Genomic DNA, 25,219 nt, shown 5'->3' with positions numbered 1-25,219 from the left:
TGCCCGGGTGGTCGGCTGGGAAGCTGTGGCGGTGTTCCTGACGATCACCTCGACCGCGCCGGCTGCGACGGATCTGGGCTTCCTGCTGCACAAGCATCCGGGGCGGGTGCAGACCTTCGACGTGGCGGTGGGGCAGGCGCACGTCTTCTACCCGGAGGCGACGGCACAACGGTGCACGGCGGCCCTGCTGGTGGAGGTGGACCCGGTCGCCCTGGTGCGCGGCAAGGGTTCGGGTGGACCGGACGGGTTCTCGCTGGCGCAGTACGTCAACGACCGGCCGTACGCGGCGTCGTCGATGCTCGCGGTGGCGCTGGGACGGGTGTTCCGTACGGCGATGGCGGGACGCTGCGATGCCCGCCCGGAGTTGCCGGGACAGCGGCTGCCGTTGCAGGTGCGGATTCCGGCGCTGCCGTGCGTGGGTGGGGTCGAGGTGGCGCGCCGGGTGTTCGCCCCGCTGGGTTGGTCTGTCGAGGCGGCAGCGGTCCCGCTCGATCCGCAGGTGCCGCACTGGGGATCGTCGCGGTACCTGGACGTGCGCCTGACCGGTCGGGTGCGACTGGCGGAGGCGTTGAACCACCTGTACGTCCTGCTGCCCGTACTGGACAACACAAAGCACTACTGGGTCACCACGGACGAGGTGGACAAGCTGGTCCGTGCCGGGGCGGGCTGGTTGCAGGAGCACCCGGAGCGGGACCTGATCCTCCGCCGCTATCTGGCGCACCGGCGGACCCTGGTCGGCACCGCCGTGGGGCGGCTGGCCGAGGTCGACGACGCCGAACCGCAGACGTTGGACAACGCCGTACCGGACGGGGACGCCGACGAGGTGCCGCAGCGTTCGCTCTCCCTGGCCGAGCAACGCCGGGGTGCGGTGCTGGCCGCGCTCCGCGCTGCCGGCGCGACCCGGGTGGTCGACCTGGGCTGTGGCGAGGGGGCGCTGCTGCGGGCCCTGGCGGCTGATCCGGTCTTCACCGAACTCGTCGGGGTGGACGTGTCGGCCCGGGCGCTCCAGGTCGCGGCGCGGCGGCTGCGTCTGGAGCAGATGTCCGACCGGCAGCGGGAGCGGATCCGGCTGATCCAGTCCTCGCTGACCTACCGCGACACCCGGATCGCCGGGTTCGACGCGGTGGTGCTGATGGAGGTCGTCGAGCACGTCGACCCGCCGCGACTCGGAGCGCTGGAGCGGACGGTGTTCACCCACGCGCGCCCCGGCACGGTCGTGGTGACGACACCGAACGTGGAGTACAACGTCCGGTACCCGGACCTGCCCCCGGGCCGCATGCGGCACCGCGACCACCGCTTCGAGTGGACCCGTGCGCAGTTCCGTTCGTGGACGGAGGGGGTCGCCGCCGAGCGGGGCTACGCGGTACGCCACCTGCCGGTCGGCGTCGACGACCCCGAGATCGGCCCACCGACCCAGATGGCGGTGTTCACCCGCCACGACGCCACCGGAGACACCCGATGACCGACACCGAACGGCAGCTCGTCATCCCGCAGCTGTGCCTGGTCGCGCTCGTCGGCGTGTCCGGCTCCGGCAAGTCGACCTTCGCCGCCACCCGCTTCGGGCCCTTCGAGGTGCTCTCCAGCGACTTCTGCCGGGGCCTCGTCAGCGGCGACGAGAACAACCAGGCGGCCAGCGCGGACGCGTTCGACGTGCTCTACCACATCGCCGGCAAGCGACTGGCCGCCGGGCACCTGACGGTCGTCGACGCGACCAACGTCCAGCCCGACGCGCGGAAGAAGCTCGTCGAGCTGGCCCGTGCCCACGACGTGCTGCCGGTGGCGATCGTGCTCGACGTACCGGAGAAGGTCTGCGTCGAACGCAACGCCCGACGCGCGGACCGGGACTTCGGCGCACACGTGGTCCGCCGCCAGCACGACCAGCTCCGCCGATCGCTGCGTGGCCTGGCCCGGGAGGGCTTCCGGAGGGTCCACGTGCTGCGCGGCACCGACGAGGTGCAGGCCGCGACGATCGTGCGCGAGCCGCTGCTCAACGACCACCGACACGAGACCGGCCCGTTCGACGTCATCGGTGACGTGCACGGATGCCGCAGCGAGCTGGAGACCCTGCTCGGCCGGCTGGGCTACACGGTGGTCCGGGACGAGGCGGGGCGGGCTGTCGACGCGGTGCACCCCGAGGGCCGCCGGACGGTCTTCGTCGGTGACCTGGTCGACCGGGGGCCGGACTCGCCCGGGGTGCTGCGCCTGGCGATGGGCATGGTCGCCGCCGGGCATGCCTTCGCGGTGCCCGGCAACCACGAGAACAAGCTGGTACGCGCCCTGTCCGGCCGGAACGTGCAGGTCACCCACGGGCTGGCCGAGACGCTGGCCCAGCTCGCCGAGGAGCCCGAGGAGTTCCGTCGGCAGGTCGAGGTCTTCTGCCGCGACCTCGTCTCGCACCTGGTCCTCGACGGTGGGCGGCTGGTCGTCGCCCACGCCGGGCTCAAGGAGGCGTACCACGGCCGGGCGTCGGGGCGGGTCCGCAGCTTCGCCCTCTACGGCGAGACCACCGGGGAGACCGACGAGTTCGGCCTACCCGTGCGCTACCCGTGGGCCAACGACTACCGGGGTCGCGCGACGGTGCTCTACGGCCACACGCCCACCCCCGAGCCGGAGTGGGTCAACAACACCATGTGCCTGGACACCGGATGCGTGTTCGGCGGGCGGCTCACCGCCCTGCGCTACCCGGAGAAGCAGATCGTCGCGGTCCCGGCCGAGCGGGTCTGGTACGAGCCGGTGAAGCCGTTCCCGCCGTCCGAAGCGGTCGCGTCCCGCACGGCGGAGGCAGCGTCCACCGCGGGTCGCCGGGAACCGGACCTCCTCGACATCACCGACGTCCTCGGCAAGCGGACCGTCGAGACCCGCCACCACGGGCGGGTCACGGTCCGGGAGGAACAGGCCGCCGGCGCGCTGGAGGTGATGAGCCGCTTCGCCCTCGACCCGCGATGGCTGCTGTACCTGCCGCCCACGATGGCCCCGTGCGCCACTTCCCCGCGCGGTGACCTGCTCGAGCACCCCGCCGAGGCGTTCGACGCCTACCGGGCCGACGGTGTCGGGCAGGTCGTCTGCGAGGAGAAGCACATGGGGTCGCGCGCTGTCGTCCTGGTCTGCCGCGACGCCGCGACGGCCCGGGCCAGGTTCGGCGCCGCCGACGGCACGACCGGCGCCCTCCACACCCGCACCGGCCGGCCGTTCTTCGGCCCGGAGTTGACCGAGCAGTTGTTGGACCGGCTGCGTGCCGCCGTCACCGCCGCCGGGCTGTGGACGGAACTCGACACCGGGTGGCTGCTGCTCGACGGTGAACTGCTCCCGTGGTCGGCCAAGGCCGAGGACCTCCTCCGCAACCAGTACGCCGCGGTGGGCGCAGCCGCGCGGGCGGCACTGCCGGTCGCCCTCGACGCCCTACGGACGGCGCAGACGTCGGGACTCGACGTCGGCGCGCTGCTCGACCGCACCCGGGCCCGGGTCGGCAACACCGAGTCGTTCGCCGAGGCGTACCGCCGCTACTGCTGGCCCACCGACGGCCTGGACGGCCTGAGCCTGGCGCCCTTCCAACTGCTCGCCACCGACGGGGCGACCTACCACGACCGGGACCACGGCTGGCACCTGGCGCTCGCCGACCGGCTCGCCGACGCCGCACCCGATCTCGTCCGGGCCACCCGCCGGCTGCTCGTCGACACCACCCGGCCGGAGTCGACAGCCGCAGGTGTCGACTGGTGGGAGCAGCTCACCGCCGCCGGCGGTGAAGGCATGGTCGTCAAGCCGTACGCCAACCTCACCCGGGGCCGGCGCGGGCTGCTCCAGCCCGGCATCAAGGTCCGTGGCCGGGAGTACCTACGCATCATCTACGGCCCCGACTACACCGAGCCGGCCAACCTGGAACGGCTGCGCCAGCGCGGCCTCGGCCACAAGCGGTCACTGGCACTGCGGGAGTACGCCCTCGGCCTCGAAGCACTCGAACGCGCCGCCCGGGGCGAACCCCTGTGGCGCGTCCACGAACCCGTCTTCGCCGTACTCGCCCTCGAATCAGAACCCGTCGACCCGCGGCTCTAGCACCCCCGGCCCGGTGGCTCGGCGCCGCGACCCGACCGCCGATGTCAGCGCGTCGAGGGAGGGCTCACCGGACCCGCTGGTCGGCTCTGCTCAGGTCGGGGCCCGACGGACCGGTGCCGTCGTCGAGGTCGCCGACGAGTGAGTTCGGGGCGCGCATGTGCCACGCGTCGGTGACGAGTTCGGTCAGGCGTTCGACGTCCACCTGTGCCAGCCGCAGCATGACCAGGGGCAGCCCGTCGTACGCGGGCGTGGTGAAGAAGACCTCGGGTTCGCCGAGGAGCAACGCCTGCTTCTCGGCCTCGTCCCCGACGTACAGCACCGCGATGTCGGTCCGGACGAGGCGCGACGTACCCGGTCTGCGTTCGGGGTAGGACCAGACGAACCCCTTGTCGGCGACCCGGAAGTCGAAGCCGTCACTGTCGATCTCGACCACGTGCGGCAGTGCGAGCGCCAGGCGACGGACATCGCCGGCGTCAGCCATCGAGGTTGCTCCAGAACACCGCTTCCTGCACCCGCACAGGCTAACCGCTGCGTCGGACAGATTTCGGCGGCCCGCAGGACCGGCGTCGACGCGCACCTGTCGCCCCGGTACGCCCGCCCGTTGCCGCCGACGGGCCCCGGTCGTGTCGGTGACTACTGTTAGCCTGCGCTGCGTCGTCGATCATGGCGATTCGCCATGGAATGTGGCTAATTTTCCGCTGCGGAGGGTGTTCCTGATGGGCTGGCTACCGGTGGGGGACTCGTACGAGATCTCCCTCGTGGACGGGAAGGTGGCGGCCCGGACCAGTGGCCCACGGTCCACCGGCCGTCCACTGAAGACCCTGCCGAAGGTGCTGCGCGACAGCGCCGAGGTGGACCGGCTGCGCCAGCTCGCCCAGTGGCTGGATCGGCACGCCGCCGAATGCCTGGCCCGGGTCGACGCCTGGGTGGTGTCCTCACTGCCGGTGCCGACCGGGCTGCTGGCCCGGGTCTGGCCGGACCCGGCCTGGCGGGACGCGCTACGCGACCTCGTGGTGCTCGGGGACGACCCGGCCGAGGCCGGCTTCCTGCGGGACGTCACCGACACCGGTGACCTGCGCGTGGTCAACCTCGACGGGGAGACCGTCCGGCTCTCGCCGGCCAGCGCCACGCTGCCGCACCCGGTGCGCCTGCCCGACCTGGCCGACCTGCGCGAGTTCGCCGACGAGATCGACGTCACCCAGCGGATCGAGCAGCTGCACCGGGGCACCTGGGGCAGACCCGCCGACCTGCGGGACCGGGACACCACGATCACCGACTTCCGTGGCACCAGGGTCCCCAACCGGTTGGCCGCCCGGGCCGCCACGCTCGGATTCCGGGTCTCCGGCTCGCGGGTCGCCTGCCGGGTCTGGGAGGGCGGTCGCACGGTCGAGGCCGCCATCTGGTTCGACGAGGACTACTGGGACTCCGAGGCAACCCTGGGCACCCTCTCCTGGTCGGTCGTGGACGGACCGACGCTGCGGTTGACCGAGGTCGGGCCGGTGGCCTGGTCGGAAGGAATGCGGATGGCGACGGCCCTGTCCGGCGCCGTGACCGGAACGGGGACGAAGGCATGACCGGGATGACGACCGCCTCGGGCGAGAATTCGGCCGAGAGCCTGCTGGCCGCTGGCGCGGTGCTCCCGGTCGACACCGCCGGGGCCGGCGACCGGGCGGTGCCCCTCACCGCCCGCACCTACCGGCACCCGGCCCTCGACGACCGGCCGGTGGTCCGTCTGGTCGACGCCGCCCTGGGCGAGGGCGAGGACATGGCCGTCGGGTTCCTCGGCCTGGCACCGGGTGCCGAGCCGGCCGTCGTCGGGCTGGGCCCGCGCCGACCGCTGGCCTTCCCCGAATGGGTGCTGGTACACCACCCGGCCGACGGCCGACACGCGTTGGCGGTGGTGCCGGAGTTGCAGAAGCTGGCCAAGCAGGTGCGGTCGCGACCGAAGGCCGCCCTGGACGGGCACCAGGGGATCGCCGACCGGTTCGCCAGTACGCTGCCGCACTTCCTGCCGACGTTCTTCGAACAGGCGGCACGGGTGTTCCTGGCCGCCGGGCAGGACACCTACGCGACGCAGCTGTTCAACAAGGCGCGCAAAGCGGAGGCGCAGCACGGGTTGCCGGTCGACCTGACCCGGCTGGACGAGGTCTACCTGGAGTTCGCGTCGGCCAAGGTGGTGTCCGCGACCGCGTTGGCCGGCTACGCGAAGGAGCTGTCCGCCCAGGTGCCGGCCGACGAGGCGCTGGACCGGTTCTGCCGGCTGGCGCTGCGGGCCGCAGCCGCCGGCGTGGTGCCGTCCGCCCAGGCCGCCACCACAGTGAACAGGCTGGTCCGAGCCGCCACCAAGGCCGCCGGCAAGGGCGGTGCCGCCGTCGTCGTCGACCGTGAGGCGGCCTACCTGACCGAGCTGATCCGGCTGCCGGTGGCCGCCGAGGCGCCGGCCGGCTGGTGGAAGGCGCACCTGCCGGCGGTGACGGCGCTGGCCGGCCGCGACCCGGCGATCCGCGGCAGCCTGCTCGACCTGATGCCCACCGACCGGGACGACCTCGTCACGTGGCTGGCCCTGCTGACCGACACCGGTGCGCTCGCCGGACTCTCCGACCCGGACGTGCCGGAGACGGCCCGCCCGCAGGACGGTTCCGTCGGCTGGCTGCGCCGCTTCGTGAACCGGGCCAACTCCGGCTACCACCGCCGCCGGATGCCGGAGCTGTACCCACTCGTCGAGCGGATGGCCGACCGGCTGCGCGCCGAACTGGCCGCCAGCGGCGAGACGTTCACCGTCGACGGCGACCTGGACCTGCTCGACCTGCTGCTCGTCCTCGACCTGCCGGTGACCCCGCCGAAGGAGCGCGAAACCCTGGATCTGGGGCAGTGGGTCAAGGTCGGGGGAGAGCGGGATCTGCTCGCCGTGGCCGGCGACGCCCGGTTCGCCGGGGCCCTGCGCCGTGGCCTCGACCAGCTCGACGACCAGCAGCCCGCGCTGCGCCGGATGGTCGGGACGCCGGGCATCCGGCCGTTGCTGACCGACTGGCTGCGGGCCCGGATCCGCGACCGGTTCGCCACCGGGCTGCCGTACCTGCCGGAGTCGGTGGACTGGCTGGGCCGGCTCCCGGTGGAGGCGCTGCGACTGGTGTCCGACGACCTCGGCCGGCCCGGTGACCCCGCCCAGGGCGGCGACCTCGGGCAGGCCCTCGGTGTCGACCTCGCCGAGCACGTCGCGCGCAGCCTGCGCGGTGGGATCTTCGACGAGCTGGGCTGGCCGGACTGGGAACTGGCCTGGCAGGAGGTGACCGGCGGCGACCACCGGGTCGAGCTGATCTGCCAGGACGCCTGGCCGTACGTGATCCTGGGTGGGCCCACCACGGTGCGCGTGCTCGGGGCCGAGGGGATCGTGCTCCGCCACGACCTGCGCATCCCGGCCGACGACATGTGGGGCCAGCCCGGCTACCACTACGTCGACGGTCACCTGCTGGTCTACTGGATCTCCCCCTCGCTCGGCTACGAACTGCGCGGCTACTGGCACTCGTCGCCCGGCGAGCCGCAGCCGATCATCGGTCAGTCCCACGGCGACAAGCCGCGCACGAACCAGGTCACCCTGCCGCTGGCCGGTGGCGGGCGGACCACCGGCGACGGGGTGCTGCACGTCGGGGACACCGCTGTCCCGTCGGAGCTGCCGGTGATCACCGACGGCACCTCGCACTGGGTCTTCCCTCCCCGCGCGGACGACGGTGACCACGGCTGGCACGAGTACGACCCGGCCAGCAACACCCACGGCCGGCGCAGCCTGCCCCGGTTCCTGGCCGACCTCCCGGTCGGCGCGGGTCGCCTCCGCGAGTCGGCCAGCTGGCTGCGGCCGGCCCTCTCCGACCGGGCCACCCCGGCCGCCGTCCCGGTGGACGGTCTGCTCGGCTGGCGGGTGGTCACCCTGCCGGACGGCTCGGTACGCGGCGAGGACCTGGCCGGTCGTACCGTCACCGTGGCCCCCGGCCAGGAGCCGATCGCGGCGCTGGTGCTGCCCGGCGACGACCGCCCCCGGGCCGTCCTCCGGGGACTCGTCGTGGTCGACCCGGACGGGGTGGTGTCGGCCGTGGTCGGGCCGCCGTCCAGCCGGGACTACACCCCCGGCGCGGTCCCGCTGCCGGGGCCGAGGTTCCTCGGCAACCTGCTGCCCCGGGACCCGGCCGGCTCCACCGCGCTACGTCAGATGGACCGGGAGACCGCCGCCGCGCTGTTCAAGGTCGCCCTCGACGAACGCCGCGCCGTCCTGGCGGAAGCGGCCGCGCGGGCCGCGGCTCAGGCGGCGCTCCGACCGGGGATGCCCCGAGCCGCGCAGGCCGTCACCGGCCGGGCCGCCGCCGGGTCGCCGGCCACGGTCGGCGTACCGGCCGGCGCCGCCGGTTCCGGAGCGGCCACCGACGGCGAAGGCGACCAGGACACGCTGGTCGAGCTGGTCCGTTCCACGATGCCGGCGGTCAGCCACGATGCGCTGCTGGCCGGGGTGGCCGGGGTGCTGCGGCTGGCCGCCCGGGTCCGCACCGACCTGGACGCGGTGACCGAGCGGATCACCAGGTCGCTGTCCGCCCCGAAGCCGGTGGCGCCGGCGCCCACCGTAACCGGGCCCACCGACCGGCAGCTCCAACTGGCGCTGGACGGTCTGCTCGGCTCGAGCTATGGGGTGAGCACCGAGCCCAGCACCTTCGTCCAGTTCCAGGCGTTCGCCGCCCAGCGACGCGCCACCACCGTGAGCGAACCCGTACGGCTGCACCTCGACGGACCGGTACTGCCGAACACCGTGCGCTGGTGGCCCATGCTCGGCCGGGTCGCGGCCATCGCCTACCGGGCCGTCGCGGCGATCACCCTGGACAGCCACCGGGAGACGCTGCGCGCCCTGCTCACCGAGCTGGACCGGCTCGACCTGAGCGCGGCCGAACCGGCCCGGTGGCGTCGGTTCACGCTGCACCTGCTGGACGACGAGCTGGCCGACCGCGACAACACGCGCTGGTATCCCAAGCGGGGCATCCTGCCGTTGCCCGACGGGGCGTTCATCGCCTTCCTGGACTTCAACGGCACGACCACCGGCAACTCCTTCGACGCGCTGTACCACGACCCGGCCGGTGGGTTCGCCGTACCCGAGCCGTACACGGTGCAGTCCTCGGCGCCGGTCGGTGACGAACGGCCGGCGGGCTGGCTGGCCGGCTTCCTCACCGAGTGGGCCGCGCGCGGCCCACTGCCCTGGCGGCCGGAAGCGGCCGAGCGGTTCGCCGAGCTGACCGGTGTCACCCCCACCGCCGCGAAGCTGGTGCTGGCCGGCCTGCCGTACGCGGACTCGGCGAACACCGTGCCGACCGAGCTGCGCAAGGCACTCGGGATCAAGCAGGTCGGCGAGGTCAAGCTCGCCTTCGGGATGCTGAACGAGGCCAACCCGGAGGTTCGACGCGCCGTGGTGTCGGCGCTGCTGCCGGACGACCCGGCCCGGCTGTGGACCGACGGTCCGGACGTGGCCGCCGCCGCGGCGGTCTGGAACGCCGCCCTGGGACGTCGGGTGACGGTGCCCGAACAGCTGCTCGCCGAAGCGGTGCGCGCGGTCCGCACCGGCTGGGAGCCCGCGAAGGCACTGCCGGCGCTGCTCGACCCCGCCCGTTCGGTCGAGCTGAGCACCGACGTGGCCTTCGAGATCAGGGGCGACCGGGCCCGGCAGGTCGACGGCCGGGTCGCGGGCTTCACCGGCGAGGTGCTGCTCGCCACCGTCGCCCTGGCGGCCTGGGTCGCCCACCACACGCCGGCCGGCGACCCGTGCCGGGCCGCGCTGCCCGGCGCGCTGGCCGTGGTCCGGGACCGGCTGGCCAACCCCTGCCTGCTGCTCGACGTCAACCAGTACGTCTCCCTGCCCGCGTTCCGCCAGGTGGCGGGCACCCCGTCGGAAACCGGCCCGGGCTGGGAACGCTACGGCGCCATCGTCCTGGCCACCCACGACAGCCAACCGTCACCCGCGTTGCGGCCGGACCTGCTGGACGCCGACGGGACGGATCCGTACCTGCCCGCGTTGCGTCAGGACGCGGCCAAGCCGTACCCGGTGGAGGTGGCGTTGCGCCTGGTCCGCGACCCGCGGTTCGCGGCGCTGCTCGCCGAGCCGGGGGAGCCGGCCGGCGGTGCGCGGGCGGCGGACGGGACCTGGTGGCCACAGGATCCGACCCGGTCGGTGCCCGACCTGGTCGCCGAGGTGGCCGGGGAACACGGCCTCGGTGCCGACGCGGCGGCGGTGTACCTGATGCTGCTGGCCATGCCGGACCCGACGGACCGCAACACGGCGAAGTGGACCGGATGGAAGCCGACCCGGTTGAAGGCGGCCCGCGCCGAACTGGCCGGCACCGACCTGGTCGTCGAGGCCAGCCGGTCCCGGGCCGGTCGGTCGCTGTTCCTGCCCGGTCCGTGGCGGGAGCGCGGCAGCGGACAGGCGCCGATCGAGGGCTGGAAGGTCACCCTGTTCGACCTCGCACCCGACGGTACGGCCGCGCTCGGCGTGACCGTGCCCTTCGAGCCGGCCGCCGACCTCTACCGGCGGGCCTGGCAACGCCTCCGCGACGGCGACCGGCCCCGGTTCGACAACCTGCCCGCCCGGGGCACCCACCGCTGACTCCTGTCCCGAAGACCCATTCGCACCAGAGAGATCGAGGAACCCCGTGACCGTGACGGAACACGTCCGCCCCACCGTGGCGCCGGAGCACGCCGCCCAGGTCCTCTCCGCCGAACAGCGGTACGCCGACGAGCTGGCCTTCCTGGCCGCGTACGACGACGGGGCCCGGCCACCGGGCTGGGCGCTGACCCCGCGCGCCGTGGTCACCTTCATCCGGGGCAGCGACGGCGAGGCGTTGACGCTGCCCGCCGACCGGCGCGCCGGCCCGGACGGCACCGGACTGCCGGCCAGCATGACCATCCCGCCGAAGTTCGTCGGTGAGCGGAGTCTGGTCGAGCGGTGCGTGGTCACCCTGGCCGGTGAGCGGGGACTGCTGCTGGTCGGCGAGCCCGGTACCGCCAAGTCGATGCTGTCCGAGCTGCTGGCCGCCGCGGTCTGCGGCACCAGCGCGCTGACCGTGCAGGGCACCGCCGGCACCACCGAGGACGCCTTCCGGTACGGCTGGAACTACGCCCTGCTGCTCGCCCAGGGCCCCACCCCGCAGGCGCTGGTCGACTCGCCGGTGCTGACCGCGATGCGTACCGGCCGGGTGGTCCGGATCGAGGAGGTCACCCGCTGCCTGCCCGAGGTGCAGGACGCGTTGGTGTCCATCCTGTCCGACCGGCGGATGAACGTGCCGGAGCTGTCCGGCACCGAGGACGGCCTGATCCGCGCGATGCCCGGCTTCACCGTGATCGCCACCGCCAACCTGCGGGACCGGGGCGTGTCGGAGATGTCCTCGGCACTCAAGCGCCGGTTCAACTTCGAGACCATCCACCCCATCGCGGACGCGGACACCGAGACCGACCTGGTCCGCCGGCAGGCCACCGCCGCCGTGCAGCGCGCCGGCGCGACCTACACGGTGGACGACGCGGTGCTGGACGCCCTGGTCACCGTGTTCCGTGACCTGCGTTCCGGCCGGTCGGGCGAGGGCTGGGACGTGGAACGGCCCGGCACCGTCATGTCCACCGCCGAGGCGGTGCAGGTGGCGGCGTCGCTCGGCCTGGCCGCCGCGTACCTGCCCGGCGGGGACGCGCTCGACCTGGTGCCGGGGCACCTGCTGGGCGTGGTCCGCAAGGACGACCAGAACGACCACGCGCGGCTGCTTGGCTACTGGGACGGCCCGGTCCGCCGCCGGGCCGAGGACGGCTCGGCGATGTGGCGCCGGCTCTGGGACCTGCGGGGGAGCCTGCGGTGACCACCCTCTCCCGTACGTCGACCGGGGCCTCCCCGCCGACCGTCGACCCGCCGACGAGCGATCTGCCGGCCGCGGACCTGCCGACGACCGATCTGCCGGCCACCGATCTGCCGACGACCGACCCGGCGACGGCCGATCCGCGCGCCGTGGTCGACGCGCTCGCCGGTTCGGTCCAGCCGTACCTGATCGGGGTGCGGCATCACAGCCCCGCCCTGGCGGCGGTGGTCCCGGCACTGCTGGAGGCCGCCGGGGCCGAGGTGGTCTGTGTCGAGCTGCCGGCCGACTTCCAGCGCTGGCTGCCGTACCTGTCCGACCCGGCCGCCCGGGCCCCGCTGGCCCTGGTCGGCAGCCACGGTGCGGACGGGCCGATGGGCTTCTACCCGTTCGCCGACTTCTCGCCGGAGCTGGCCGCGATCCGGTGGGCCCGGCAGCACGGCGTCGAGGTGGTCTGCTGCGACCTGCCGCTGGCCGACCCGGGCTGGGTGGCCGACCCCACCGACCCGGCGCCGACTGCTGGTGCCGAGCCGGCGGTCGATCCTGCCCCGGACGCCGGTGAGCCGCTGCCCGGCCTGCGCCGGTCCGGCTACGCCGCCGCGTTGAGCGCCAGCGGCACCGGCCGGGACGGCGACGACCTGTGGGACCGGGTGGTCGAGGTGCGCGCCCCGGGCTCTCCGCCCGAGGCGGTCCGCCGGGCCGCTCTCGGCGTGGGCTGGGCGATGCGTACCGACAGCGCCAGCGGCGACGGCGTACCCGCCCGGGACCTGGCCCGCGAGCGGCACATGCGCCAGGTGCTGGCCGGGGCCGGCGCCCACGGCCGGCGGGTCGCCGCCGTCGTCGGCGCCTTCCACGCCCCGGCCCTGCTCGCCGCCCCGCCGACCGGGACCTGCGACGACCCGGCTGGCGACGCCACCGCGTCCGACCCGGCCGGCGACGCCACCGCGTCCGGTCCGGTCCGGTCCGTGACGACCCGGCCCGGGCCGGGTCGCACCGACGGCGGCGAGGCGGTCACCTCACTGGTGCCCTACGCGTTCGACCTGCTCGACTCCCGGTCCGGCTACCCGGCCGGGATCCGCGACCCGCGCTGGCAGCAGTCCGTCTTCACGGCCGCCGGCGACCCGGAACGGATCCGGGCCGCCGCCGCCCGGGCGATCACCGACCTGTGCCGGGAACTCCGCTCCGCCGGGCACACCGCCGGCACCGGCGAGGCTGCCGAGACGGTACGGCTGGCCGGCGACCTGGCCCGGTTGCGGGACCTGCCCGCCCCCGGCCGGGGCGAGGTGCTGGAGGCGGTCACCACCGTGCTCGGCCAGGGCGAACTGCTCGGGCGCGGCCGGGCGCTGGCCAGAGCGCTGGAGGCCGTGCTGGTCGGCGCCGAGCGGGGCCGGACCGCCCCCGGGACACCCCGGTCCGGGCTCGGCCCCTCGGTCGAGGCGGAACTCACCGCGCTGCGGCTGCCCCACCCGGAGAGCCCGAAGTCCCGCGAGGTCCGGCTGGACCCGCTGCGCACCGAGCTGGACGGGCGGCGGGAGATCCTGCTGCAACGCCTCCACGTCTGCGGCGTCGGCTACGGTGAGCCGGTCGCGGTGGCCGGCACCGGCGACGGTGCCGCCCTGACCACCCGCTGGCAACTGGCCTGGACGCCCTCCGTGGCGGCCCGGCTGGACCTGGTCGGCGTACGCGGGGTGACCGCGGCGCTGGCGGCGGCCGGCACCCTGCGGGAGCGGTTCCGCCGGGAGGCCGCCGACGGCGGCCCCACCGCCGCGCAGCTGCTCACCGGAGTACGCGACGCGGCCCGGTGCGACCTGTCCGACCTGGTCACCGACCGGCTCGAACTGGCCGCCGCGGTGCTGCCGGGAACCGGCACCCTGCCCGAGCTGCTGGCCGCCCTGGACCTGCTGGAGGCGCTGCGCCGGGAACACCTGCCCGGCACCACCGCCGCCGTCCGGACCCGGGCGGCCGAGTTGGCCGTCGTGCTGCTGGACGCGGCGGTTCGCGGGCTGCCCGGCCTGGCCGGCAGCGACGACGCGGCCGACGCCGCCGCGCTGGTCGACCTCGCGGTCCGGGCCGGCGAGGACCGGATCGGCCTGCGCCTGGACGAGGCCCTCGGTCACCTGACCCGGGTCGGTTCGGCGCTGATCCAGGGCGCCGCCCTGGCCGCCCGCGTCCTGCTCGACCTGACCGACCTGGACACCCTGGGCACCCGGGTGGCCGGCTGGGTCGACGCGGCGACCGGACCGGACACCCGGCGGCAGCTGCACCGGCTGCTCGGTGGTCTGCTCACGGCGGCGCACCCGCTGTTGCAGTCCGCCCCGGCCGCGCTGGACCCGCTGCTGGAGCGGATCGAGCGGCTCACCGACACCGAGTTCCTGGACCGGCTGCCGGCGCTGCGGGGTGGGTTCGACGTGCTCACCCCGGCGGCCCGGGACCGGCTGCTGCACACCGTCGCCGAACGGTTGGGCGACCGGCTCGACCTGGCCCTGTCCGCCCCGCCCGAGCTGCTGGCCCGCTGGGCCGCCGCCGACGCGGTCGGCCGTGCCGCCCTGGTCGCCCGCCATCTCCCCGTCCCGGGTTCGCCGACCGGCTCCGCCGACGCCCGCGCCGACGGCGCACCCCGTCCGGAGCCGCCAGCCGCCGGGCTCACCCCCGCGGACCGGTGGCGGCTGCTACTGGGCCGCCAACCCGACCGGTTGCCGGCCGACGCCCGCCGCTACGCCCGTGCCCTGGACGAGCTGTACGGGGCGGGTCGGGGCGAGGGCGTCACCGACCTCGGCCCGGCGACCGGCGGTGGGCAGGAAGCCTCCTTCCCGACCGCGCGGGAGTGGGCCGACGAACTCGAGGCGCTGTTCGGTACCGCCGTCCGCGAGGAGGTCATCGCCCGAGCGGTCGAGGGCGGCCGTACCGACGTGCTCGCCGAGCTGGACCCGGCCGCGGTACGCCCCTCGATGGAGCTGCTGACCTCGGTGCTGTCGCTGGCCGGTGGCCTGCCCGAGGCGCAGCTGGCCCGACTGCGCCCCCTGGTGCGGCGGCTGGTCGAGGAGCTGACCCGGCAGTTGGCCACCCAGGTGCGTCCGGCGCTGACCGGGCTGACCAGTCCGCGTCCGTCCCGCCGTCCCGGTGGCCGGATCAACCTGGCCCGTACGCTGCGGGCGAACCTGGCGCACACCCGGCGGCTCGACGACGGCCGGACGGTGGTGGTGCCGGAACGCCCGGTCTTCCACACCCGGACCCGCCGGGAGGCCGACTGGCGGCTGGTCCTGGTGGTCGACGTGTCCGGCTCGATGGAGGCGTCGGTGGTGTGGTCGGCGTTGACCGCCGCCGTCCTGGCCGGGGTGCCCACCCTGTCCACCCACTTCCTCGCCTTCTCCACCGAGGTGGTCGACCTGACCGACCGGGTCGACGACCCGCTGTCGCTGCTGCTGGAGGTGCGCGTCGGCGGCGGTACGCACATCGCCGCCGGGCTGGCCCACGCCCGCTCGCTGGTGACCGTGCCGAGCCGCACCATCGTCGCGGTGGTCAGCGACTTCGAGGAGGGCTACCCGCTGGCCGGGCTGCTCGGCGAGGTCCGCACGCTGGCCGGCTCCGGTGTGCACCTGCTCGGCTGCGCCGCGCTGAACGACAGGGGAGTGCCCTGCTACTCGGTGCCGGTCGCCGAGCAGCTCGTCGCGGCCGGGATGCCGGTCGCCGCTCTCAGCCCGCTCGAACTCGCCCGCTGGGTGGGCGACCGCGTACGCGGAGGATCACGTTGACGGACCGCACACCCATCGCCGTGGACACCGACCGGCTCCCGCCGGTGCTGCCGGGAGTCGCCGCCACGGCGGTGGCGACCCTGCCGTCCCGGCTGCACAAGCGGCTGGACGCGGCCGTCGAACGACTGGCCGGTGTACCGGTCGGCCGGGTCGACGGCGGCGTGTCGGTCGACTGCGGCCCCGAGGCCCTGGTCACCCTGACACCCGGACCGACCGGCGCGGTCACCGAAGCGCACCAGGCGCGGTGCAGCTGCCTGCTGGCGCCGCGCTGCCTGCACCGGACCGCGGTCCTGGTCGCCTGCCCGGTCGCCGACCACCCGGCGTCCACCACCGTGGAGCCGTCCGCCGTGGACGGTGCCGGCGCGGCCACCGGGAGGGCCGGGCGTACCGGAGCACCGGATGGCCCGGCCGCCGGTCGCACCGCTCGGGGCACCGCACCGACGAAGGCGCAGCGGGCTGCCGCCGCCGCGCTGTGGCGGGCCGCCGCCGCGGTGCTCTCGGCCGGCGTGCCGGCGGCCGGCGCGGTTCTCCAGGCCGAACTGCTGCGGGCCGCGCACAGCGCCCGACTGGCCGGTCTGCCGCGGGCCGAGAGCGCCGCGCTGCGCACGGTGCGTGGCCTGCGTGCCCATCGGGGACGACAGACCGGCCACCGGCTGGCCGACCTGGTCGAGGTGCTGCACGACCTGCTGTACGTGGCCGGCCGGCTGGCCGCCGGCGATCCCGACCCGGCGCTGGTCGGCATCCTCCGGCGGGCGTACCAGCCGGACGGCACGCTGGAGGTGTACGGCGTCTGCCGGGAACCGGTGATCAGCGCGACCGGGTACGCCGGGGTGGTCACCCACCTGGTCGCCGCCGACGGGCGTCGGCTCTCCTTCGGCGACGTGAAACCGGGCGGCCCGGACCGGGCGCGGGACTGCGCGCGGGCGGTCACCGAGATGGGCGCGGTCGCGGTCAACCACGCGGTGCTGGCCCGTGGTGGCCTGCGGATCACCGGCACCACCGTCTCCCCGGACGGCCGGCTCGGTGCCGGCAAGGGGGTCCGGGCCACTCCGCTCACCGGGACCGGCTGGTCCACCGGGCCGCTGGCGGAGCTGTTCGCCCGCCCGCTCGCCGAGGTGGTGACCGCCCAGCTCGCCGCCGACGACCCGGAGGATCCGGGCCGGGCCGGGACGGCGCTGGTCGGCGGTGACCTGATGGTGATCGGTGCCGTCGGTGACCAGGTGCTGGCCCGCGAACTGGCGCCCGCCACCGACGCCGGGGCGGAGCGTGTGCCGGTGCCGGACGGGCCGGTGATCCGGCTGGTGCCGGTCGACTCCCACCCGGTACTGGCCCACGTGGCCAACCTGCGGCGGCTCGCCTCCTGGCCGGGCCTGCGGATCCGGGTGGTCGGCCGGCTCGACCCGGACCGGGCCAGCACGCTGCGCCCGCTCGCGGTCGGTGCGGTGCCCGGTGCCGACGCGACACTGCGGCTGCCGGCGGACTGGCACGGCCGGGCGGACCTCGGCTACGACCAGATCCAGGGCGGCCACCTGCCGCCGCGTGATCCGGCCGCGATGGCCGAACCGGTTCTCGCCGTCGCTGCCGACGCGGTTGCGGAGTCCCCGCTGTGGCGGGTCCGCCGGCTGGTGGAGCTGGCCGTCTCCGGCGGTCGCCGCGCCGTCGGCGAGGCGGCCCGGGGCGAGAGCGGGTGGCTGGCCGGTCCGCTGCGCCGTGCCGGCTTCACCACCGCCGCCGCGGTGGCCGCCGCGCTCGCCGACGAGTCCGACCGGCGCGGCCGGGACGCGTTCGGCCGCCTCACCGATCCCGATCCGGACCGGTACGCCTGGGCCTGGCTCGCCGCGGCCGCCCACCTCGCGGCCACCGAGCGGGAGCTGATCCGGTCCTCCTGGACCTGACGCGGACCAACCGCGCCGCGGCGCCCGCCCGCACCTGGTCGGGCGCCGCGGCGCGGGGCGGGCGGTCACCAGTCCGGTGGGAGAGGCGGCGGACCGACGCCAATCATCCGTTCGGCCGATGACCCCGGATGTATTTTTCGCCGAACTCCCGACTCCTTACTGGCATCAGCCCTTCCGCAGGAGGAGGAGTGCCATGAGGAGTATCCGGCTGTTGGCGGGTGCCGTCGTCGCGGTGGTGTCCGCCGCGACGGTGGCCGTGCCGGCGTACGCGGCGGATCCGGTCGCCGCCGACACGGGGCGGGAGGAGACCCAGGCGGCGATCCTCGCCTACCGGACCGTGTACCCGACGATCACGGAGGATGCCGCCAAGGTCGCGGCCACCCAGCAGGAGACCCGTAAGCAGCTGCACGAGCAGCTGGCGAAGGAGCCCCAGACGTACGGCGGGGGCCACTTCGATCCGCTGTCCGGGATCACCCACGTGGCGCTGACCACCCAGGCGGGCGCGGACCGTGCCGCCGAGGCGGGCCGGGCCCTCGGGCTCACCGTCCACGCCCGCGTGGTCGAGCGCAGCTACGACGAGTTGGAGCGGCTCGCCGACACCGTACGTGCCGGCACCGACGAACTCGCCGTCCTGGCCAAGGGGCGGGTGGGCGTCGAGGTGAGCAGCAACACGGTGACCGTCGCCCTGACCGCGCAGGAGGAGGCCAGCCTTCCCAAGGGCGCGGTGCCGAGCTGGGTCACCATCGTGCCGGCGAGCACCGACTCCGTCGAGGAGGACGTCTGCACGTCGCGGGCCAACTGCAACGACAGCCTGCGCGCCGGACTGGTGATCCACCGTTCCGGCGGCGGCTGCTCGCTGGGCTTCACCGCCCGCAGCAGCGGCGTGCGCTGGGCGCTCACCGCCGGCCACTGTGGCGGTGGCACGGTGACGAACTGGTCCACCGCCGGTACCCCGATCGGCCCGATGCACCCGGTGAACGCGATCAACTCCGGTCCGGTCGACGCCGGGGCGATCCAGGTCACCAACGCCGGGTACGCGGCGGACACCCTCGGCCGGATCGCCATCTCCGGCTCGTCCTGGGTGCCGGTCAAGGGTCGGGCGCACACCATGTCGTTCATCTGGGTCGGCGACGTCGTCTGCGTCTCGGCCCGGTACGCGGCGCCCGCCACGTCCGGCAACCCGTGCGGTGTGGTCACCAAGACCAGCGACGCGGCGGTGCGTGGCCTGACCAGGTACGAGGGCTACGACCCGTGCCCCGGTGACAGCGGGGGTGGCGTCTACTGGCTCACGTCGTCCGGTAAGCGGTACGCGTTCGGCCTGCACAGTCGCAGCACGTCGGGGTGCAACGCGACGCCGCGGAAGGCCTGGTTCAGCGCGCTGCCGAGGTTCTGGCCCGGTCTTTCCTACGACCTCGCCTGATCGTCCGCTCGTCGCCGTGGTCGGTCCGGAGCGGACCGACCACGGCGACCGGCCAGTCGGATTCCCGCCAATTCATGGAAACCCATCTACATTCGCATGTCTGCCGTCTAACATCTCCTCACCTGATCGACTTCTGTCGATCAGCCTCACGGTCATGGAAGGACATGCTCAGATGGCTCTCACGTCCTCCGCCAGGCAACACTGGCGTCTCGGCGTCGCCACCACCGCGGTGGCCGCCGCGGTGGCCTTCGCCGCCCCCGCAACCGCAGCCCCCGCCGAAGGTGCCATCCGCCAGGCCGGCGGTGCCACCGCCGTCGCCGACTCGTACGTCGTGGTGCTCAAGGAGACATCCGTCGCCCGTACCGGGGTCGACGCCTCCGCCCGGAGTCTCGCCCGGGAGTACGGCGGCACCGTCGCCCGCACCTACCAGCACGCGCTGCGCGGCTTCGAGGTACGGCTCCCCGAGACGGCGGCCCGCCGGCTCGCCGCCCACCCCTCGGTGCAGTACGTCCAGCAGAACCACCAGGTCAGCATCGCGGCCACCCAGTCGCCCACCCCCTCCTGGGGTCTGGACCGCGTCGACCAGCGCAACCTGCCGCTGAACAACTCGTACACCTACCCGAACAACGGCTCCGGGGTGCGGGCGTACATCATCGACACCGGCATCCGGTTCAGCCACGGCGACTTCGGCAGCCGTGCGGTGAGCGGCTTCGACGCCATCGACGGCGGCTCGGCCGACGACTGCAACGGGCACGGCACGCACGTCGCCGGCACCGTCGGCGGCACGGCGTACGGGGTGGCCAAGGGCGCCACCCTGGTCGGCGTCCGGGTGCTCGACTGCGGCGGCAGCGGCACCTACGCCCAGGTCATCGCCGGCATCGACTGGGTGACCGGCGACCACGACCCGGGTGAGCGCGCGGTGGCCAACATGAGCCTCGGCGGCGGCTTCGACCAGGCCACCAACGACGCGGTGACCAGGTCGATCGCCGACGGCGTCAGCTACGCCGTCGCGGCGGGCAACGAGTCCGGCTCCAACGCCTGCAACGTCTCGCCGGCCAGCACGCCAAACGCCATCACCGTCGGGGCGACCGAATCCACCGACGCCCGGGCCAGCTACTCCAACATCGGCACCTGCCTGGACATCTTCGCCCCGGGCAGCGCGATCACCTCGGCCTGGTACACCAACGACACCGCCACCAACACCATCAGTGGCACCTCGATGGCCAGCCCGCACGTGGCCGGCGCGGCAGCCCTGGTGCTCGCGGCCAACCCGTCGTACACGCCGCAGCAGGTGCGTGACAAGCTCGTCAACGACGCCACCGGCAACGTGGTGACCAACCCCGGCACCGGCTCGCCGAACAAGCTGCTCTACACCGGCAACGTCGTCCCGCCGACCCAGGACTTCAGCGTCGCGGTGACCCCGGCCGCCGGCTCGGTCAACCCGGGTGGTTCGCTGACCGCCACGGTGGCCACCACGACCACCGTCGGCAGCCCGCAGACGGTGGCCCTCACCGCCACCGGCCTTCCGGCCGGCGCGACCGCGACCTTCAGCCCGGCGTCGATCGCCACCGGCGCCTCCGCGGCCCTCACCATCGCCACCACCGGCAGCACCGCCCCGGGCACGTACACCGTGACCATCACCGCGACCGGGCCGGTGACCACGCAGAGCACGTCGTACGCGCTGACCGTCAACGGGCCGCCCGGCTGCGCGCAGACCAACAACACCGACGCCACGATCGCCGACAACAGCACCGTGGACAGCTCGGTCACCATCTCGGGCTGCACCGGTAACGCGTCGTCCACCAGCACCGTGCAGGTGGCGATCGTGCACACCTACATCGGTGACCTGGTGGTCAGCCTGATCGCTCCGGACGGCAGTGCCTACGTGCTGCACAACCGGGCCGGCGGTTCGGCCGACAACATCAACCAGACCTACCCGGTCAACCTGTCGTCGGAGTCCGCCAACGGCACCTGGCGGCTGCGCGTCCAGGACGCGGCGAGCGGCGACGTCGGTTACCTCAACACCTGGACGCTCAACCTGGGCGCCCCGCCCGTGCCGAGCTGCGGCGGCACCAACGGCACCGACGTGACCATCGCCGACAACACCACGGTCACCAGCACCATCGCGGTCAGCGGCTGCACCGGTAACGCGTCGTCCACCAGCACCGTGCAGGTGGCGATCGTGCACACCTACATCGGTGACCTCGTGGTGACCCTCGTCGCTCCGGACGGCAGCGCCTACGTGCTGCACAACCGGACCGGCGGTTCGACCGACAACCTCAACCAGAGCTACCCGGTCAACCTGTCGTCGGAGACCCGCAACGGCACCTGGACCCTGCGGGTGCAGGACGCCGCCTCCGGTGACGTCGGTTACCTCAACACCTGGACCCTCGGCCTGTAACCCTTCTCGACGCCGGGTCCTCGGCCGGCCGGGCCCCTTCGCGCGACGCGGAGGGGCCCATCGGCGTCCGACGGATCGACCTCAACGGCCGACCTCGAACGCACCCACCCTCTCGACGAGCCAGGTCACATCGGCTCCGCTCGGAACCTCGACCGGCTCGGACCCCCGGCAGAAGACCCGCGCGCCCGTGGACACGCCGTCGAGCCGCATCGAACCGTCGCTCACGCGCAGCCAGGTGCCCTCGCGCATGGCGAGCACCGGGACGTCGTTCTCCTCGAGGAACTGGGTCAGTCGCTCCTCCCGGGTCTCGCCCTGGTGGGTCGAGGCCGGGTCCGGGTCGAGGTAGTGGGGGTTGATCTGGAAGGGCACGAGACCGAAGGTCTCGAAGGACGGTGGTTGGACGATGGGCATGTCGTTCGTCGTACGCAGGCTCGGCGTCGCGACGTTGGTGCCGGCACTCGAACCGAGGTAGGGCATCCCCTCGGCCACCCGGGTCCGTACGACGCTGATCAGGCCCGACTCGTGGATCGCCTTGACGAGACGGAAGGTGTTGCCGCCGCCGACGAAGACCGCCTCGGCGTCGGCGACCAGGTCGCGTGGCGTGCCCTCGTGTGCTCCCCGGACGGTGATGCCGAGTGGCTCCAGGGCCCGACGGACCGTGTCGGTGTAGCCGTCGTGGTCCGCCAGCGCGAAGGGGACGAACACGATGGAGCGTCGGCCGTCGAGTGCCTGGAGGATCGCGTCGTGCGCATGCTCCAGGTAGGCCCGCCCCGGGGCCGTCGAGTTGGACAGCAGCAGAAGGTTCTGGTGGCCCTGGGTCATGGTGTCTCCTCGATGCGGCCGGTCCGGCTCGTCGGCGCGGCGTTCAGTGGGACCGGGTCACCCTGGTCTGTCGGGCTACGGCGGCCGAGTGCGCCCGGTTGTCCAGCAGGGCGGACAGTTGCTCCGCCCCGGCCTGTAGTGCGGGCAGGTGGTCGCGGATGTCGTCCGGACGGGCCGGGTACTTGCTCTCGCCGAGGCTGAGCGAGCCGACGGGCCGTCCCCGGAGAATGATCGGAACGGCGAGCGCCCTCGTGGCGTAGTCGTACTCGCCCTCGGAGTAGGCGTAGCCCTGTGCGACGGTCTCGACGAAGAGCCGTTCGAGTTCCTGCTCGTCGACCTTCGTCAAACCGGTGAACGTCGCGAAGACGCGACCGGAGATGAGGGCGCGTCGCTCGTTGCTGTCGAGGAAGGCGAAGTAGCCGCGGGAGGTGGCTCCCGCGTTGGCCGGGTACAGCTCGCCGACGAGCGGGTGACTACGCAGCGGGCCGCCGCCGTCGACGGCGGCGACGCAGCGGACGTGGAGCCCGTCCGGGACGGCGAAGATGGCGGTGCGGTCGGTCTGGAAGGCCAGCGGCTCGAGCACCCGCTGCGCCAGGGCGGCCAGCCCGCCCGCCCGCTCCCAGACGGCGGCCATCCGCCACATCGTCGGTCCGAGGCTGTAGCGCCGGGTCACCGGGTCGGCGCTGAGGAAGCCGCGCGCGGCGAGCGCGGCGAGGATCCGCTGCGCGGTCGACTTGTCGATGGCGAAGGCTTCGGCAAGCTCCATGACGCCCCAGTCCCGACGCCGTTCGGTGAACGACAGGAGGACCTCCAGGGCGCGGTCCACGGTCTGGAGCGGCGAGCGGGGGCGGGCGACGCCGTCGTCTGGCATGGGTCCTCCGGGCTGGACGGGACGGGTCAGAACCTACCGCACCCTGATCCAGTTCGGGATGCCCTCTCATATACAGAGAAAATATTGCACGAGGGTGCCGGGCCGGCGAACCCTGGGTGGCGTAAAGCCCAGGTCAGGCCCAACAACGCGCAGATTGGAGGTGGCCGTGAACCACGTGGTGCGACGGGTGCTCGCGATGATCCCGGCACTGTTCGGTGTCGTGCTCTGCATCTTCCTTCTCACCCGCGTCCTGCCCGGTGACCCGGCCCGCACGCTCGCGGGGGAGCAGGCCGACCCGGCGACCGTCGAGAAGATCCGCGTCGAGATGGGCCTCGACCAGCCGCTGGCCACGCAGTTCGTCTCCTACGTGCGTGATCTCTTCTCGGGAGACCTCGGGTTCGCGTGGCACACCGGGCAGCCCGTCCTCACCGACTTCGCCTCCCGGCTGCCGGCGACGGTCGAGCTCGCCGTCGTGGCGATCCTCATCTCACTGCTCGTCGGGGTCCCGATCGGGGTCGTCAGCGCGACGCGGCGCGACCGGCCCATCGACCACGCCAGCCGGATCTTCTCGCTGGTCGGGGCGTCCATGCCGCTCTTCTGGCTCGCCCTCCTCGTGATCTTCGTCTTCTACAACAAGCTCGGCTGGGAGCCGGCCCCGCTGGGCCGCATCGCCCAGGACGTGAACCCCCCGACCTCGATCACCGGGCTCTACGTGCTCGACTCGCTCCTGAGCGGTGACGTCGTCGCGCTGAGGTCGTCGCTGGCCCACATCATCTGGCCGGCCATGTGCCTCGCCACCGGGAGCACGGCGATCATCGCCCGGATGACCCGGTCCGAGATGCTCGAGGTGATCAACCAGGACTACGTACGCACCGCACGCTCCAAGGGCCTGCCGCCGGCCAGGGTCATCCTCAAGCACGCGTTGAAGAACGCCGCCCCGGTCATCGTGACCGTCGTCGGCCTGCAGTTCGGCCAACTCCTCGGCGGCGCGGTCATCACCGAGACGGTCTTCAGTTGGCCCGGCATCGGCCAGTACGTCGTCCAGTCCGTGCTCGCCACCGACTACGCGCCGGTGCAGGCCTTCACGCTGCTGGCCGCGGTCATCTACCTGACGGTCAACCTCTGTGTCGACCTGTTCAACGCCCGCCTGGACCCGAGGATCGAGAATGCCTGACACCACCGTGTCCGCCACCGCGCCGGGCAGCCGGGTCGCGTCGGCCGACCAGGCGAGGTCGAGGCCCACGACGGCGTGGCGCCTGCTGGTCCGCAACCGCCTGGCGATGGTCGGTCTCGTCTTCATCGCGATCTGGACAATCGGTGCCCTCCTGGCCGACCTGCTGCCGTACTCGCCCACCGAGACCGGGGTCGGCGGGCTTCTCGAGCCGCCCTCCCGCGAGCACCTCTTCGGCACGGACAACTTCGGCCGCGACATCCTCGCCCGGGTTCTCGCCGGTGGGCGGATCTCGCTCTGGACCGGGCTCATCGCCGTCGGGATCTCGCTTCTCGTGGGTGTCCCGATCGGCGCCGTCTCCGGCTTCGTCGGCGGCGCGGTGAGCACGGTGCTCATGCGGGTGATGGACGTGCTCCTCGCCTTCCCGTCGCTCGTCCTGGCCATGGCGATCGCCGCCGCTCTCGGGCCCGGCCTGGCCAGCGCGATGATCGCCGTGGGTGTCGTCGGCATCCCCGAGTTCGCCCGCATCGTCTACAGCCAGACCCGCTCGCTGCGGGAGCGTGACTTCGTCGAGGCGGGCCGCGCCATCGGGTTGCGTGACCGCACGATCCTCGTCCGCCACATCGTCCCGAACACCGTCGCCCCGATCCTCGTCCGGTCGACCCTCGGCATGGGCTACGCGATCCTCACGGCCGCCTCGCTCAGCTTCATCGGCCTCGGCGCGCAGCCCCCGACGGCGGAGTGGGGCGTCATGATCTCGGACGGCCGTGGCTACATCATCAGCGGCGAGTGGTGGATGACCTTCTTCCCCGGCATCGCCATCGCCACCTCGATTCTCGGCTTCAACCTCATCGGCGACGGCCTTCGTGACGTCCTCGACCCGCGCCTGCGGACGAGCCGATGACCCGGCGCGGACCTGGCACGGACGCCAACCCATCCGCCCACCCATCCCCCCACCCTGACCCGAAGGAG

Annotated in this window: 14 protein-coding genes; 11 read left to right on the top strand and 3 right to left on the bottom strand. The window is 73.7% G+C overall.

The genetic code is table 11. The annotated features are described in order from the left end of the window. Nucleotides 1–31: 31 nt before the first annotated feature. Nucleotides 32–1,462 (top strand): 3' terminal RNA ribose 2'-O-methyltransferase Hen1, encoded by a 1,431-nt coding sequence (locus IGA62_RS00430; protein ID WP_145817238.1) that lies wholly within the window; start codon nucleotides 32–34, stop codon nucleotides 1,460–1,462. Beyond that, the gene (locus tag IGA62_RS00425) at nucleotides 1,459–4,050 is read left to right on the top strand and encodes a polynucleotide kinase-phosphatase (RefSeq protein ID WP_145817240.1); all 2,592 of its coding nucleotides are present in this window, start codon (nucleotides 1,459–1,461) and stop codon (nucleotides 4,048–4,050) included. The genes IGA62_RS00430 and IGA62_RS00425 overlap by 4 nt, the downstream gene beginning before the upstream one ends. 64 nt (nucleotides 4,051–4,114) lie before the next feature. Here the strand turns inward: IGA62_RS00425 and IGA62_RS00420 are convergent, their stop codons facing one another. Further along, entirely contained in the window at nucleotides 4,115–4,531 is a 417-nt protein-coding gene (locus IGA62_RS00420) for an MmcQ/YjbR family DNA-binding protein (protein WP_145817242.1), read from the bottom strand. Nucleotides 4,532–4,766: 235 nt separating this feature from the next. Here IGA62_RS00420 and IGA62_RS00415 point away from each other — a divergent pair, with 235 nt between their 5' ends. From IGA62_RS00415 to IGA62_RS00385, 7 genes are all read left to right on the top strand, one after another. Beyond that, nucleotides 4,767–5,624: a DUF4132 domain-containing protein gene (locus tag IGA62_RS00415; protein ID WP_145817244.1), complete on the top strand. Its 858-nt coding sequence runs from the start codon at nucleotides 4,767–4,769 to the stop codon at nucleotides 5,622–5,624. After that, on the top strand, nucleotides 5,621–10,684 hold the full coding sequence (locus IGA62_RS00410; RefSeq protein ID WP_198501169.1) for a hypothetical protein: 5,064 nt from the start codon (nucleotides 5,621–5,623) through the stop codon (nucleotides 10,682–10,684). Before IGA62_RS00415 ends, IGA62_RS00410 begins: the two co-directional genes overlap by 4 nt. A 46-nt stretch (nucleotides 10,685–10,730) precedes the next feature. Then, nucleotides 10,731–11,921, top strand: a complete 1,191-nt coding sequence (locus IGA62_RS00405; RefSeq protein ID WP_186499801.1) for an ATP-binding protein — start codon at nucleotides 10,731–10,733, stop codon at nucleotides 11,919–11,921. Further along, nucleotides 11,918–15,667 carry a vWA domain-containing protein gene (locus tag IGA62_RS29830; RefSeq protein WP_232624828.1) on the top strand — a complete coding sequence of 1,250 codons (3,750 nt, stop codon included), beginning with the start codon at nucleotides 11,918–11,920 and terminating at the stop codon, nucleotides 15,665–15,667. Before IGA62_RS00405 ends, IGA62_RS29830 begins: the two co-directional genes overlap by 4 nt. Beyond that, entirely contained in the window at nucleotides 15,664–17,562 is a 1,899-nt protein-coding gene (locus tag IGA62_RS30505) for a hypothetical protein (RefSeq protein WP_198501168.1), read from the top strand. Before IGA62_RS29830 ends, IGA62_RS30505 begins: the two co-directional genes overlap by 4 nt. A 193-nt stretch (nucleotides 17,563–17,755) precedes the next feature. Continuing rightward, entirely contained in the window at nucleotides 17,756–18,982 is a 1,227-nt protein-coding gene (locus IGA62_RS00390) for a S1 family peptidase (RefSeq protein WP_145817247.1), read from the top strand. Between the two features lie 172 nt (nucleotides 18,983–19,154). Further along, the gene (locus tag IGA62_RS00385) at nucleotides 19,155–21,383 is read left to right on the top strand and encodes a proprotein convertase P-domain-containing protein (protein WP_145817249.1); all 2,229 of its coding nucleotides are present in this window, start codon (nucleotides 19,155–19,157) and stop codon (nucleotides 21,381–21,383) included. 81 nt (nucleotides 21,384–21,464) lie between these two features. On the opposite strand, the gene pepE is transcribed toward IGA62_RS00385, so the two are convergent. Further along, a complete protein-coding gene (gene pepE, locus IGA62_RS00380) occupies nucleotides 21,465–22,205 on the bottom strand; it encodes a dipeptidase PepE (RefSeq protein WP_145817250.1) in 741 nt (246 codons plus the stop codon). A gap of 43 nt (nucleotides 22,206–22,248) precedes the next feature. After that, nucleotides 22,249–23,076, bottom strand: a complete 828-nt coding sequence (locus IGA62_RS00375) for an IclR family transcriptional regulator (RefSeq protein WP_145817252.1) — start codon at nucleotides 23,074–23,076, stop codon at nucleotides 22,249–22,251. A gap of 166 nt (nucleotides 23,077–23,242) precedes the next feature. On the opposite strand from IGA62_RS00375, the gene IGA62_RS00370 reads away from it, so the two are divergent. Beyond that, entirely contained in the window at nucleotides 23,243–24,250 is a 1,008-nt protein-coding gene (locus IGA62_RS00370) for an ABC transporter permease (protein WP_198501167.1), read from the top strand. Then, nucleotides 24,243–25,151, top strand: coding sequence for an ABC transporter permease (locus IGA62_RS00365; RefSeq protein ID WP_145817254.1), 909 nt, complete (start codon nucleotides 24,243–24,245; stop codon nucleotides 25,149–25,151). The genes IGA62_RS00370 and IGA62_RS00365 overlap by 8 nt, the downstream gene beginning before the upstream one ends. The last annotated feature ends 68 nt before the right edge of the window (nucleotides 25,152–25,219 follow it).

The sequence above is a fragment of the Micromonospora sagamiensis genome, from assembly GCF_014680085.1.
Lineage (GTDB): Bacteria > Actinomycetota > Actinomycetes > Mycobacteriales > Micromonosporaceae > Micromonospora > Micromonospora inyonensis.
Note: the sequence above shows the minus strand (reverse complement) of the source record. Positions and strands in the feature narration are given on the sequence as shown.

Bases quoted from the DNA above. Each gene is read 5' to 3' on its own strand.
- IGA62_RS00365 (WP_145817254.1), top strand. From the start codon at position 24,243: ATGCCTGACACCACCGTGTCCGCCACCGCGCCGGGCAGCCGGGTCGCG.
- pepE (WP_145817250.1), bottom strand. From the start codon at position 22,205: ATGACCCAGGGCCACCAGAACCTTCTGCTGCTGTCCAACTCGACGGCC.
- IGA62_RS00390 (WP_145817247.1), top strand. From the start codon at position 17,756: ATGAGGAGTATCCGGCTGTTGGCGGGTGCCGTCGTCGCGGTGGTGTCC.
- IGA62_RS00425 (WP_145817240.1), top strand. From the start codon at position 1,459: ATGACCGACACCGAACGGCAGCTCGTCATCCCGCAGCTGTGCCTGGTC.
- IGA62_RS00415 (WP_145817244.1), top strand. From the start codon at position 4,767: ATGGGCTGGCTACCGGTGGGGGACTCGTACGAGATCTCCCTCGTGGAC.
- IGA62_RS00410 (WP_198501169.1), top strand. From the start codon at position 5,621: ATGACCGGGATGACGACCGCCTCGGGCGAGAATTCGGCCGAGAGCCTG.
- IGA62_RS00375 (WP_145817252.1), bottom strand. From the start codon at position 23,076: ATGCCAGACGACGGCGTCGCCCGCCCCCGCTCGCCGCTCCAGACCGTG.
- IGA62_RS00385 (WP_145817249.1), top strand. From the start codon at position 19,155: ATGGCTCTCACGTCCTCCGCCAGGCAACACTGGCGTCTCGGCGTCGCC.
- IGA62_RS00420 (WP_145817242.1), bottom strand. From the start codon at position 4,531: ATGGCTGACGCCGGCGATGTCCGTCGCCTGGCGCTCGCACTGCCGCAC.